The 14,456-nt window shown below is 39.1% G+C and carries 11 protein-coding genes; all 11 read right to left on the reverse strand.

Features of this window, described 5'->3' with window-relative positions:
- Positions 1-3 precede the first annotated feature (3 nt).
- Positions 4-3,027 carry a tetratricopeptide repeat protein gene (locus AC570I_RS12620; RefSeq protein WP_497405697.1) on the reverse strand — a complete coding sequence of 1,008 codons (3,024 nt, stop codon included), beginning with the start codon at positions 3,025-3,027 and terminating at the stop codon, positions 4-6.
- A 183-nt stretch (positions 3,028-3,210) separates the two neighbouring features.
- Positions 3,211-4,140, reverse strand: a complete 930-nt coding sequence (locus AC570I_RS12625) for an aspartate carbamoyltransferase catalytic subunit (protein WP_047799523.1) — start codon at positions 4,138-4,140, stop codon at positions 3,211-3,213.
- Positions 4,141-4,143: 3 nt separating this feature from the next.
- Positions 4,144-4,692: a bifunctional pyr operon transcriptional regulator/uracil phosphoribosyltransferase PyrR gene (gene pyrR, locus AC570I_RS12630; protein ID WP_047799522.1), complete on the reverse strand. Its 549-nt coding sequence runs from the start codon at positions 4,690-4,692 to the stop codon at positions 4,144-4,146.
- 66 nt (positions 4,693-4,758) lie between these two features.
- A complete protein-coding gene (gene map, locus AC570I_RS12635) occupies positions 4,759-5,526 on the reverse strand; it encodes a type I methionyl aminopeptidase (RefSeq protein WP_497405698.1) in 768 nt (255 codons plus the stop codon).
- A 34-nt stretch (positions 5,527-5,560) separates the two neighbouring features.
- Positions 5,561-5,794 carry a hypothetical protein gene (locus AC570I_RS12640; RefSeq protein WP_497405699.1) on the reverse strand — a complete coding sequence of 78 codons (234 nt, stop codon included), beginning with the start codon at positions 5,792-5,794 and terminating at the stop codon, positions 5,561-5,563.
- Between the two features lie 139 nt (positions 5,795-5,933).
- Positions 5,934-7,607: a beta-N-acetylhexosaminidase gene (locus AC570I_RS12645; RefSeq protein WP_497405700.1), complete on the reverse strand. Its 1,674-nt coding sequence runs from the start codon at positions 7,605-7,607 to the stop codon at positions 5,934-5,936.
- A gap of 328 nt (positions 7,608-7,935) precedes the next feature.
- Positions 7,936-9,870, reverse strand: a complete 1,935-nt coding sequence (gene rpsA, locus AC570I_RS12650) for a 30S ribosomal protein S1 (protein ID WP_047799518.1) — start codon at positions 9,868-9,870, stop codon at positions 7,936-7,938.
- Positions 9,871-10,156: 286 nt separating this feature from the next.
- On the reverse strand, positions 10,157-11,149 hold the full coding sequence (locus tag AC570I_RS12655; RefSeq protein WP_497405701.1) for an SH3 domain-containing protein: 993 nt from the start codon (positions 11,147-11,149) through the stop codon (positions 10,157-10,159).
- Positions 11,150-11,273: 124 nt separating this feature from the next.
- Positions 11,274-12,767 carry a TPM domain-containing protein gene (locus AC570I_RS12660; protein WP_497405702.1) on the reverse strand — a complete coding sequence of 498 codons (1,494 nt, stop codon included), beginning with the start codon at positions 12,765-12,767 and terminating at the stop codon, positions 11,274-11,276.
- A gap of 54 nt (positions 12,768-12,821) precedes the next feature.
- Positions 12,822-13,652 carry a 3-keto-disaccharide hydrolase gene (locus AC570I_RS12665; protein ID WP_497405703.1) on the reverse strand — a complete coding sequence of 277 codons (831 nt, stop codon included), beginning with the start codon at positions 13,650-13,652 and terminating at the stop codon, positions 12,822-12,824.
- 62 nt (positions 13,653-13,714) lie between these two features.
- Complete coding sequence (gene cmk, locus AC570I_RS12670) at positions 13,715-14,398, reverse strand: (d)CMP kinase (RefSeq protein WP_497405704.1); 684 nt, start codon at positions 14,396-14,398, stop codon at positions 13,715-13,717.
- Positions 14,399-14,456: the final 58 nt, after the last annotated feature.

Genomic DNA, 14,456 nt, shown 5'->3' on the forward strand with positions numbered 1-14,456 from the left:
ATGCTACTTCTTCTGGTTTAGTTTTTCTAGTTTTTCTTTGGCTGTAGGGATGATATCATCCTTGCCTTCGTAATTATCGATGATACTGAGAAGAGTACTTTTAGCCTGTAAATTATCCTTGAGGGCTACATAATTATCAGATAGGAGAATAAAGGCCTTCGCTACCCAGTAATCATAAGAAGCCATATTATTGATCAGATCAAAGCATGTTTTTGATGATGTTTTAAAATCGCCTTTACTGTATTCCAGCAAAGCCAGGTTGTATTTAGCTTCTGCTGCAGCAATGGTTTTGGTTTTTGCCACAACGTTTTTAAATTCCTTTACGGCTGTGGTGGTATCACCTTTTAATAAGTACGCTTTACCTGAGTATAATCCTGAACTATTTTTTTCTTCCTCCGACGCTTTCTCGGAATCTTTAGTCAATTGTGCATATTTTAACATATCATCAGGCATGTTAAGTGCGGTATAAGCTTTTAACAGGTTGTTGATGGCAAAACTGTAGTGAGATTTGTAATCGGTAGTTGTTTCCAGTCTTTTCAGATATACAATAGCTTCATTGTATTTTTTCTGGTTGAGAAAAACCTGCGAAATGCTTACCAGCGAACGCTCTGTGTAATCACTTGTCCAATCATTCAGTATAAACTCGTAGTCGGCGATAGCATCTTCCGGGCGGCCTAATTTTACCAATGATTCGGCCCTGATAAATTTAGCCTCTTTTTCGTGGATGGCTTTAGGAAATTTATCAAAGTAGGCGTTTACAGATTGAAAGGCACCATTTGCATCACCTTTGAGATAAAGGTTGTTGGCTGCAGCAAATACAATGTTATCCTGGTCATTTGATGAATAATTACCTAGTGGCGTAGAGTTAGCATAGGTAATAAAACCGTTTGCATCTCCGCGATCTATATAGATATTTTTGGTGGATTCCATGGCTTGCTTAGCCTCATCTGTTGTTGGATAGTCGCGCACCACTTTTTTGAATGACTCCAGAGCGGCATCATCCTGATCCTGATTATACTGAACCAGTCCGATGGTAACTAATGCCTTGGGCACGTAGCTGCTGCGGGGATATTTTGCCACCAAATCAACTAAATCTGATTTTGATTTATCGAAGTCGCCTTTTGTAAAATAAGTATAGGCTGTTTCAAAGCCTGCATCATCAGCATAGTTAGAGTTTGGAAACTTTGATAATAACGACTGCATGGTTCCGATCTTGGCATCATACTGATTTTCGAGGCCCTGGATCATTCCTTTCTGAAAAGTAGCATAGTCTTCAGAAGATGTATGTCTGGCAATGATTTTATTGTAATTAGACATGGCATCGCCATAACTTTTATTTACAAAATATGAATCGGCCAGGCGGATGGTTGCATCATCAATTGTTTTCTGGTCTTTATCGCTGCCTGCCAGGAATTTTTCAAAATAACTAGCGGCCTTACTATATTTTTCATCTTCAAAAGCTGCATAAGCAAGCGCATAGTTGGCGAAGTTATAAACACCTGTTTTGTCTGCGTCAGGCATTTTTAAAAATTTCTCGAAGGTAGCAACGGCTTCGCCAAATTTACGCAGTTCATACATTGATTCTGCTTTCCAATAGGTACTTAACGCATGGATCTCGGCATCTTCAGTATATTTTTCCGAACGTAAAAACATAGAGAGTGCATTTGGAAATGCCCTTTCATTATAAAATTCAAGTCCGCGGAAGTAAGTCACCTTCTGATAAGCTTCCTTTGCTTCTAATGTTTTATCCGGAATAGGTTCTAAAATATCAACAGCAGCCTGGTAGTTTTTGGTTGTCAGCAATACCTCACCCAACAGTGTTTTGGCTTCGTTAAGTTTTTTAGATTTTGGGAAGGCCTTTAAAAAACCTTGTGTGGCTTCCAATGCCTGCTGATGGAAGTCGAGCTCATAACTCAGCTTAGCATAACTTAACCAGGCTTCTTCCTGTATGGCTTTGTCGAAATCCAACCTTGATGCCCTGAAAAATGCACTTTGTGCTTTTTGCTTGTTGCCTAACTGAATAAATGCTTTACCCAGAGTGTGCATACCATTTTGCAGGTAAACATCATCATTGTTGAGTTTTTCTAAAACGGCAACAGATTCCTTATATTTTTTATTCTGGAAAAGTGAGTATCCGTACTGATAAATAAACAGGTTATTTTTGGTCTCGCTTTTATCCTTTGCATAAAACTCAGCAAAGTATTTTTCAGCGTTTTTGAATTCTGATTTTGCAAAGTATGATGCCGCGACAAGGCTTAACATTTCCGGTTCGAATTGTTGCTTTGTTTTCTGTATTGAAGCCAGAGCATACTCGATCACATCGTCATAGCGCTCATCAAGGTAATACATTGATGTGATGTAGTACGGATAACTGGCTTCATAGGTAGGAGAGCCTTTTAGCTTTTCGAAATTGGCAAGTGCCGTTTTATATTCTTTATTCAGGTAGTTGATGTAGGCAAAATAATAAGTTGCACTTTCCTGAAAATCACCTTTATCTTTTTTAACCAACTCAAATAAAGGTTCAGCTTTTTCGTAGTCTTTAAGTTCGAAATAGCTGTAGCCTTGTTTAAACTGATATTCATTTCTTTGTTTTCCGGATAGGGTTGAAGGGTCAGTTTTTTCAAACCACTCCAATGCTTTGGTATAATTTTTTTGTCCGAAATAAGTTTTGCCTACATAAAAATAAGCCAGTTTGGTATTTGGATTTAACGGATAGTCGCGGATAAAAGACTGGAATAAACTCTCAGCATCACTGTTTGTTAATTCGAGCGCGCAAACTGCGGCATAAAATTTAGCATTTTCCTTTAAGGTTGACAGCTCTGCATTACTTTCTGTTTGCGTTGAGGGTTTATAGCGAAGCTGCTCTACAAGCTTAAATTGCTGCGCTGCCGCAGTGTATTTCTCTTTTTCTAATAATTCTAAGCCAGTCTGGTAGTTCTTATTGAGGTTTTGCAGCGCGCTGACCTGCGCGTAGCTGGTAAAACTTCCTGCCAAAAATAGCGGAATTAATAAGTATTTTTTCTGCATCGGTTTCAAATATGGTTGGTACTAAATTATAAATAGTATCAGTGTTTATCAACAGAAGTAATTAACATCTGTTAACAACACACTTAAACGAAGGTATTGTAGAAATGGTATGTTATTGTTGAAATGTGGATAATTAAGCTGCAAATTCATCCAGCTTTCAATTGATAAACCACTAAGTTCTGTTTATCCCTGGCTTGCCAGCAAATACAGAACAGCCATCCGTACAGCTACTCCATTTTCTACCTGATCAAGAATGATAGACTGTTTGCTGTCTGCAACATCACTGGTAATCTCTACACCACGGTTAATTGGTCCCGGGTGCATCACAATGATCTCCTTATCAAGATTATTCAGAATTTGTTTATTTAAGCCGTACATCATTGCATATTCCCTTAGGGAAGGGAAGTACTTAATATCCTGGCGTTCCAGTTGAATGCGCAGCATATTGGCAACATCACACCAGTTTAAGGCTTTGATGAGGTTGTGTTCAACTTTAACGCCCAGTTGGTGGATATGTTTTGGAATCAGGGTTGTAGGGCCGCAAACCATTACCTCTGCACCTAAGCGCTGCAGACAAAGTATATTTGAAATGGCTACCCTCGAGTGTAAAATATCGCCAACGATGACTACTTTTTTACCCGCCACATCGCCAAGTTTCTCGCGGATGGAAAATGCATCAAGTAGAGCTTGTGTTGGATGCTCATGGGCCCCGTCGCCGGCATTTACAATCTGGGCCTTAACATGTTTGCTCAAAAACTGGCCAGCGCCTGCATAAGGATGTCGCATAACCACCATATCAACTTTCATTGACAAAATGTTGTTTACGGTATCAATCAGGGTTTCACCCTTGCTTACTGAAGAAGACGATGCCGCAAAATTTACCACATCCGCAGAAAGCCTTTTTTCTGCAAGCTCGAAGGAAAGTTTGGTTCGGGTAGAATTTTCGAAAAAAATGTTGGCAATGGTAATATCACGAAGTGACGGCACCTTTTTGATGGGACGGTTGATTACTTCCTTAAAATTATCTGCAGTTTCGAATATCAATTCGATATCATTCCGGTTAATATCTTTAATGCCTAAAAGATGTCGGGTTGATAGTTTGTCTGCTGCCATTTCTTATTTATTGTTTTCCGATAATAATATAACCTTGTCTTCTGCTCCTTCACTTGCCCATGTAACCTTCACCTGTTGCGAGTTCAGGCTATCTACCGGATGACCGATATAATCGGGCTCGATTGGTAAATGTCTGCTGTAACGGCGATCAATCAGGACTAGTAATTCTACTTTTTCTGGTCTTCCATATGCAAGCAATGCATCAAGTGCTGCCCTGATGGTTCTGCCCGTCCAAAGTACGTCATCAATCAGCACAACTTTTTTGCCTTCAATGATGAAATCAATGGAATTACTGCTTGCTGTAACCAATCCATCTTTTCTTCTGAAATCGTCTCTGAAGAATGTAATGTCGAGGTTTCCCTTTAAAATTTTCGTGTTCTTTAAGATCGATTGCAGTTCCTGATGAATGCGGTCGGCCAGGTAAATGCCACGTGGTTGAATACCAATGAGAACGGTATTTTTGAAATCGTCGTGGTTTTCAATTAACTGATGGCAAAGCCGCTTAATTGTAATCTGAATTTTTTGTCCGTCAAGAAGTGTTTTCTTTTGCATGGAAGAAGGATTGGGCAAATATATAAAAATGTTCGAAGCTTGGAAAGCTGAATTTCAATTTAGCGGTTAGGCATCCCAAATGTTGTTCGCCGCGGTGAGTACAATGGGTTTACCTGCAGTAATCAAAATGGTATGTTCGTGCTGGGCTACAAAGCCACCTTTATCACCTGTAAGTGTCCAACCATCATTTTCGGTTTCTGCGATGGATGAAGCTGTAGAAATAAAGGTTTCGATGGCTACCGTTGTACTTTTCTTAAATCTTTCGTGATTGTAACGGTCGTAGAAATTTGCAATTTCGTGGGGTTCCTCATGCAAACCACGTCCAACACCATGGCCGGTCAGGTTTTTAATTACCTTGAATCCCTTCTTACGGGCTTCTGTTTCGATTAATCTTCCAATCTCAGCAATACGAACCCCTCCTTTAATGTTATCGATAGCTTTTTTCAGAATTTCTTTTGATGAGGTGACCAGCTTTTGATGGCCATATATATCGTTGCCGAGGATAAATGATCCGCCATTGTCAGACCAAAAGCCGTTCAATTCTGCAGATACATCAATGTTGATCAAGTCGCCGTCTTTTAATATTTTATGCTCGCTGGGAATTCCATGAGCGATTTCATTATTGACACTGATGCAGGTCCAGCCGGGGAAATTATAAGTGAGGCGGGGTGCTGATTTTGCACCTAATGCATTGAGTATTGAACCTCCAAATTCATCAAGCGCTTTGGTCGACATTCCGGGTTTTGCAAAGTTGCGCATTTCTTTTAAAGTTTGGGCAACCGCATTGCTCACTGTCTGCATTCCGCTGAGTTCGTGTTCTTTTGTAATTGACATATGGCTAGTGCTTTAAGGTTGAAGATATTTATGTTTACTTCTTGTCGTTCGGCTGTTCAGAACGTATTTTGTCCTGATCTTGTTTTCTTCCCGGCGACCATAGCCATAGCGAAAGAATAATAAGCGGTATCAGAAAACTTAATGCAATGACAATGAGGATAGGCCTTTCTTTGATGATACCGGCGTCTGTAGAAATGAAGATATTGATGGTTTCTTTAAGTACATACAGCGTAATCAGCGTGGATATTATGGCAAAAATTTTTTTCATAATCATTATTTCAACAAAGATTGCATTTATTTTTTAAACACATTGGATACAGACCAAATAAGCTAGCAGTTTCACCCAAACATTCAAGCGTAAGTAATAAGCTATCTTCTGCAGCCTTGATGGCAAAACCAATCATCTATTAATTTTCCAGATACCTTTTTGAATAATTTATTCCCATTAAATCGTAACGTTTAAACTGCGCTCTTAAACGTTTCTGAAAATCAGGATAGTTTCGTTTCTCTTTCGCGCTCCACAAAATTTCACTCAAAGCATCCAATCTTGGAAACAATTGATACTGTACTTTGGCAGGGTTGGTGATGTACTCGCTCCATAGACAACCTTGTCCACCCCAGATGTATTTGGCTTGTTCTGAATTTAGTTGTGCTGGAACGGGTTCATAATTGTAAACATCGTACAAAGAGGATGGAGTACTTGCTGTTAAACTGTCTTCCTTTACAAACTGACCGTGGTTAAAGTACATTTTATTTTCAGGAGTCATAATAGCCCTGTGGCTTTGTTTTGCCGCCTCGATGGCACCTTTCTCACCTTGCCAGCTCATTACAATGGCATTTGGAGCTAAACCTCCCTGCAATATTTCATTCCAGCCAATAATGGTTTTGCCCTTGCTGTTTACAAATTTCTCCATCCTGCGAATGAAGTAGCTCTGTAGTTCACTTTCATTTTTTAATCCGTTCATTTTCATAAATTGTTGCGATACGGCAGATCGTTTCCACCAGATTTTTGATGCTTCATCGCCGCCGATGTGGATGTAGGGTGATGGGAATAAATCCATCACCTCAGTCAGTACATTTTCCAGAAATTTGAAAGTAGTATCAGATGCTTGTAGTACATTATTGTATTTGTTCATCATGCCCCAGGTTTGTGCTACTTCATATTTTTTGTCGGGCTCGGTACCTAATTCTGGGTACGCTGCCAGTAAGGCCATACTGTGTGCAGGCATTTCAATTTCCGGAATAATGGTAATATAGCGTTTAGCGGCATAATCAATTACATCTTTGATCTGTTCCTGCGTGTAATAACCACCATGTTTAACGCCATCTGTTTTAATTACTGCATCTTTTGGCATAATCTTCACTTCTGTAGGTAATACCTGATATTTAATATTTTCATTGCCTTTTCCGGGCCATAAACCAATAATGCTACCATTGCGCCAGGCGCCAATTTCGGTGAGTTTTGGGTATCGTTTAATTTCGATTCTCCATCCATGATCATCAGTTAGGTGCCAGTGGAAGTAATTCATTTTATGTAACGCGAGATAATCGATGTATTGTTTTACAAAAGCTACATCGAAAAAATGACGGCTTACATCAAGGTGCATACCACGGTAGGCGAAACGGGGATAATCTATGATATCAACTGACGGTATAATGAGTTCACTATTGGTATTTGAGGATAGCAATTGAATAATAGTCTGAACTGCATAAAATAAGCCCTGTTCTGAAGATGCCCCTGCATTAATTGTTGAAGCTAATACTGAAACAAAGTATTTATCTGGATTTTTATATAATTGATCTGAGAGAACAAGTGTAATCGTATTTCCCTTAATATCTTTAGTGTTGCTACTTATTTTTAGATTGAGGTTGTAATATCTAGTGATATAATCTTTCAAAAAATTAGCAGCGTTTATGGCCGCAGAATCTGTTATTAGTATAGTCGTGCTTTTATTGATGCGGAACTTACTGGTTGGAAAAGTTCCGGGTCTTAGTTCTACAGGCTGCGGAATAACATTCACTTCCTGTGCCGAAAGCTTGATGGAAACGATGATTAGAAACAAAAGGATAATTTTTCTCATGCTGAAAAGACTGGTTGCTTTTCAAAAGTAATAATAATAGGAGGGATGCTGGGAGTAAGTAGGAAAGAACGGGTTATTTTGTTACATAAAAAACTCGTCATTTCAAGGAGGCTTTTTCATGCGACGAAGCAATCTTTCCTGCAGAAATCGTCAACATGAAAGATTGCTTCGTCGTACCTCCTCGCAATGACGAGTTTCTATTGGAGTCTGTTAATGGTAGCCATTCTAACGATGACTATTTCGTTCCGTGTTTCCGTGGCAAAAATAGGCGCAAAAAAAAATCCCGATAACTTTCGCTATCGGGATTAATATATTTAGTTAAAAAGAACTAGCCTTTTTTAGCTTTGCTTTCTTCGCCTTCTAATTGCGATTTCAATTGAGCCAATACGTCTAAGTCTCCTAAAGTAGATTTCTCTACAGAATCTTTAACTTTTTTAACAGCAGTTACAGCAGCTTTAGCTTCTTTTTTCTTAGTTGCTCTTTCTTCTGCTACAGCTTCAGCTTTAACTTCTTCCCAGATACGTGCGTGTGAAACAACGATGCGTTTAGCTTCTTTGTTAAACTCGATGATTTTGAAGTCGTTAGTTTCTTCAGCTTTAACTGAAGTACCATCTTCTTTAACCATGTGTTTAGTTGGTACGAAACCTTCTACACCATATGGTAAAGCAATAACAGCACCTTTATCAGTTACTTTAACAACTGTACCCTGGTGAACTGAATCTAAAGTGAAGATAGTTTCAAAAGTATCCCAAGGGTTTTCTTCTAATTGTTTGTGACCTAAGCTTAATTTACGGTTATCAACGTCTAATTCTAAAACAACTACATCTAATACATCACCAACTTTAGTGAATTCATTAGGGTGGTTTACTTTTTTAGACCATGATAAGTCAGAAATGTGGATTAAACCATCAATACCTTCTTCGATCTCAACGAAAACACCGAAGTTAGTCATGTTTTTAACAGTTGCCTGGTGCTTGCTTCCTACTGGGAATTTAGCAGCAACTTCTTGCCATGGATCGTTAGATAATTGTTTAATACCTAAGCTCATTTTGCGCTCGTCTCTGTCTAAAGTTAAAACTTCAGCTTCGATCTCATCACCAACTTTTAAGAATTCCTGTGGGTTTCTTAAGTTTTGTGACCAACTCATCTCAGAAACGTGGATTAAACCTTCAACACCTGGGATGATTTCTAAGAAAGCACCGTAATCTGCAACAGTTACGATTTTTCCTTTTACTTTAGAACCAACCTGAATGTCAGTACTCAAGTTTTCCCAAGGGTGTGGAGTTAATTGTTTTAAACCTAAAGCGATACGTTTTTTCTCATCATCGAAATCTAAAACAACAACGTTGATTTTTTCATCTAATGATAATACTTCTTTTGGATGCTCTATGCGGCCCCAAGAAATATCAGTAATGTGAAGTAAACCGTCAACACCACCTAAATCGATGAATACACCGAAATCAGTAATGTTTTTAACAGTACCTTCAAGTACCTGACCTTTTTCTAATTTAGAAACGATCTCTACTTTTTGTGACTCTAAATCGTCTTCAATTAACACTTTATGAGAAACTACTACGTTTTTAAACTCATGGTTAATTTTAACAACTTTGAATTCCATTGTTTTACCCACGTATACATCGTAATCGCGGATAGGTTTAATATCAATCTGAGATCCTGGTAAGAAAGCTTCAACGCCCATGATGTCAACGATTAAACCACCTTTAGTACGGCTCTTAACGAAACCATTGATGATTCTATCATTTTCAAGAGCCTCGTTAATTGCTTCCCATGATCTTTGGGTTTTAGCTCTTTTGCGAGAAAGGATCAATTGACCGTTAGCATCTTCTGGTGCTTCAACGAAAACGTCAACTGAATCGCCGATTTTTAGATCTGGTGTATCACGGAACTCTGAAGTAGAAACTAAACCGTCTGATTTGAAACCTACGTTTAATACTACGTCTTTGCTGTTGATTGAAACAACGATACCGCTGATGATTTCACCTTTAGTGATCTGGTTGAATGTTCCAGCGTACATGTCTTCAAACTTTTTACGGTCTGCGTCATTGTAATTACCGAAAACTTTTTCATCTGCATCCCAATCGAAATCTTCCGTTGGTGTTGCTAATGATGATTTGATCGATTCGATCGAAACTGAATCAGCTTCTGATTCAATAGTTTCTTTTTCAGTCAGGCGTCCGCCTTCTCCCTGAAGCTCAGCTGTTTTAGCTGCTAATTCTTTTTCTGCTACTTGTTTTTTAGCCATTAATTAATTATCTCCTTTTTTCCCTATTTAGGGACTGCAAAGGTAAAAATATTTTAATTAATAGAAAAGATTTTTTTAATAAATGTTGCTGATTTTTAATGGATTATAATCAGAAGCATGATCTGTTTAATACTAAATACCCCTATTTGATAAAGAAACAGTAACGTTATGCAGGCTAAAAACAGTTCATTTCGTTCGCAGTAACTCCGCGACGTATCGTTATCTATCTGATTTCTAACTATCATTAGGCACAACTTTGATAGTAAATAAAGCACCCTGCAATCAGTTATTTCTTTGCAAACGTTCCCCTTGTAAAGCCTTCTCCAATTAAAGTTTTATCATCTCTGATTAGTAGCATAATGGTGTTTTGCTGATCATATAATTTGATCATATCGCCATCGATTACGTATTTGGAAGTAAATGTAGAGTCATTATAAGCATCAGAAACAGTAACAGAGTCTTTAGATTTAAAAATAAACGTTTTATACTGCACATCGTCACTACTGGCAAAAGTCCCGGTTACCACTTTTTGCTGTACAAAAGTAATGTAACATAAGTAGCCTACTACCAGAATCACGATTACCGAAAAGCCAATAATGAATTTATTACCGCTTGCATATTTTAAAGAAAAATAAAGAATCGTAAAAAGGATGAGTGCAACAACAGCTATAAATATAATGGCTGAATAATCGGTGTTGGTTTGGGGCACCGAAGCCGCAACAGTTGTTTTCTCTGCTGCTGTTTTTACCGGAGAAATTCTAACCAGAAATTCTTTGCTTACCCAGCCTTCACCATTGGTAACCTTGATTTTAAAGAAGCTTGCATTGGAAGAATCGATAACTGCCACATTCTCGTCTTTAGGTAAATATCCAACAATTTTACTTTTTGGATCTGCTTGTTCCCGAACCCGTAAATCATCGGCTGTTACGCGATAGAGATCAGCATTTGCTGAAGTTGGTTGTGCGGTATCGCTTGCTGCTGCGGGCGCAGCAGTTTGGTTTGGTGCGGAGCTGGCAGCTGCAGCGGGAGCAACCTTTTCCAAAAAGTCTTTACTTACCCAACCTTCACCATTTTTCAATTTTACTTTATAAAACTTAGCATTGCTGGCATCCAGAACCATAATTTTTTCGTTTTGGGAAAGTGTGGTTATCACCCTGCTTTTCTGATCGCTTGTTGCCCTAACCCGTAATTTATCGGCAGTCACCCGGTAATTGTCCTGAGCATTTATACGGTTTGAGAAGATAAAAAAGGCAGTTAATAGGAGAAAAAATCTGATCATAGTTATAGGATTTCTGCAGGTAGTTATAATAAAATTGCAACGACGTTAAGAGCAAACATCGTGCTATTGTGCCAAAATTAGGAAATAATTTAAATGATAGGGTATAACCTATGAGATTGTTAGGCTACCAGCTTCCGCCACTGCCACCCCCGCTGCTGCTTCCGCCGCCCCAACTGCTTGAAGATGATGAGCTGCCGGATGAAGAGGAACCTGATGTGCCCCCTGAACTTTCTTTTACCAGCATCGTAAGGGATACCCAACTGATGAATTCGACATGTTTGCAAAAACTACACTCATTAACCACTTTTGCCTGACCGTCGTGACTGTATGTTGCAGCCTTTACGGTTACCTGCTTGTCGCTTTCATAAGTTCTGAATCCGCACGATGGGCAGGCAGCAAAGTGGTTATATTTTTCGGCCGGCGACTCTTTTATGATGTGCTCCTTCTGATCAACACTCTGCCAGATGTCATAATCGTACACTTTCATCATTTCCTCTTTTCGCTGGCCTTTTGTCAAAAATGGCGTACCTTCAATGTTCTCATCTCTGTCTAAACGAACCATAGGCTGCTGTCGGCTGTCTAATACCGGTTTAAAACGTTTATTGCTTTCAGCTTTGCGGAAAAACTGCCGGATGATTACAAAAATGATCAGTGGAGAAAAGAGCATCATCCATCCGTATTTTTTATGAAAAGAGGTTACTGCATTTGAAAAGTTTTCATCATCATGGTAGGAACTTCTGATGTGCTCAATCAGAAAAATATAGCGAAAGAATAGGCAAATGCCTAAAATAGTTGCTAAAATATAAGGCAATACTGAAAGTGGTATGTTTTTGAACCAACCGAATCCGCCGGCAATAATGGATATAATACCCGCAAAAATTGTTGTAAAGACCATCACTGCGCACCCTATGTTGGGTGCTGACCGCTGCAAAATTTTATTTCCTTTGCCTGGTTTGACTTGTTTCACCGGATAGCGCCCGAGCAATTTAAACAATCCGAAGAATGCGAGACAAATAGCTATAGCAGGAAGCCAAACCTTATCCAGGTTGCTATTGTAACCACGCTGGGTAAAAAACTGATTAAGTTCGGACTTATTGTCCGTATTCAGGATGATGGTACCCATGGCATTGAGCGTATTGATAATTCCCGTGCCATAATCGTTTTTCCTGAAGGCAGGCAGGAGGTTTTGCTCGGCAATGTGTTTGAGTTTTACATCCGGTAATACGCCTTCAGCGCCGGTGCCGGAAATAAAGCGATATTTCCTTCGATCTTTAGCAATGAAGAGCAATACTCCATTATTACTGGTTTTCTGTCCGATTCCCCAGGTATTAAAAAGCGTATAGGCAAAATCAAAATCTTCCTGTTCCGGATCAAAATCGTTTACAATGACTACTGCAACCTGAACGTTGGTTTTTCGTTCAAAGCTTGAAATGGTGTCATTGATGCTGGCCACATCTCCGGCGCTAAGTATCCCGTCGGGATTACTCACCCAACCACCGTTTGTTTTTTTTGGATCAGGTATCTCAGTTACAGAATAGGCTTTTTGGCCTATTAACGGGCTTGAAAAAAGAACAAGAAGGAAAAAGAAAAGTGCTTTTGAGAGATGATGGTGGCGCATTACAGATGATCTTTTAGCGATTAGATTAAAATCTACATGCAAATACAGTACCGTTTATTCTTTTAAAATGCGATCAATAACGGTGTCAAGTTTTCGCTTGTCTTTTGAATAAGGCGAGAGGTCGAAAAGTTGTACCGATTTAAACTCGATTGGATGACTTTCGCTTTGCAAAGAAATATAGCCAGATTTGAGTGCCTTGCCATCGGTTTTAGCTTTGGGATCAAAGTTGGAAACATTTCCACCACCAATTTGAGGCCTGGTATATTCCAATACCACTTCGTTGTCAATGATATGCTTAATTACTGAATCTCCAAGCACCAGAAATTCTGCTGTTACCCATTGGTCGCCTGCATAGGTTTTTGATTTCGAATCGAGACAATGTGGTGTAAATAGTTCACCCTTGTAATTAATTAAAGTTCCGGGTGTACATACATTGCTTGTGTGTCGTTCATGTTCGCCATCGCCACCCAGGATTTGTCCTTCAATCGAAATGGGGAAATCCTGGTCTTTTAACATGGTTGCCGGATCCTGGCAATGCAGCATTGCGCCGCTGTTACGTGTTGCCCATCCTTCACCGCCTTTAGCCTGATCACCAATAAAACGGTAGGTAACCTTTAACAAGTAATAAGAAAAAGGTTTTTTATAAAAGATGTGACCATATTGTTTATCAAATTCCTGATAACCATCATAACTCACTTTCATTAATCCATTTTCAACGCGAAAGGTATTGGCATAATTGTCTTTGTATTCATGTTTGGATATTTTGACATTCCAGTCCTTTAAATCCTTTCCGTTGAAAAGATTGATCCAGCCTTTTTGGGCGCTGGCATTAAGCGAAATAAACGCAAAAAATAAAAATAGAGCAGATGTGTGTTTTAAATTCATGGTTGCCTTATTGGTTAGCAGCTAAAAATATGAAATTTAAATCAAACCTTATTTTTATAATTTTATGACTGCGGTAATAGAGCTGTTACCCTTTCTAATGCAAATTCAAGCTGTTCTTCCTGAGTCAAGTTGGTGTTATCCAATATGATTGCATCATCAGCTCTCACTAGCGGACTTTCTTTCCGGGTGGTGTCTGCATAATCGCGGTGGGCCAGGTTTTCGAAAACCTCTTCCAACGTCGTCTGGTTATTGCCTTTACTTTCCAGCTCCTTAAATCTGCGTTCAGCCCTGATTTTCGGATCGGCCGTCATGAAAAGTTTTAGAGGAGCATCAGGAAAAACTGTAGTTCCTATATCCCTGCCATCCATCACAATGTTTTTGGATTTCCCCATACGTTGCTGCTGTTTTACCATTTCATGGCGAACGATTTTATGGGCAGAAACTTCACTCACATTTTCAGATACGGGCATTAAACGGATTTCAACAGAAACCTCTTCACCGTTCAGGGTGATGTGCGATTCGTAGTCACGTGAGTGGAAATTCAGTTCAATATGTTGCAATGCATCGGTTACCGCTTCATCACTGTTTACATCAATATGGTTCCGCAAAAAATATAGGGTTACCGCGCGGTACATGGCGCCACTGTCTACATAAATAAAACCTAATTTTTTAGCCAGTGCTTTTGCTAAGGTGCTTTTTCCGCAAGATGAATAGCCATCAATAGCTATAACCAAGTTTTTCTTCATTGTGTTGCAAAGGTAAAAAAGGCGGTGAACTTATTAAATTTTTTTAGATTACTATTCT

It is taken from the genome of Pedobacter sp. A2324 (genome assembly GCF_059693705.1).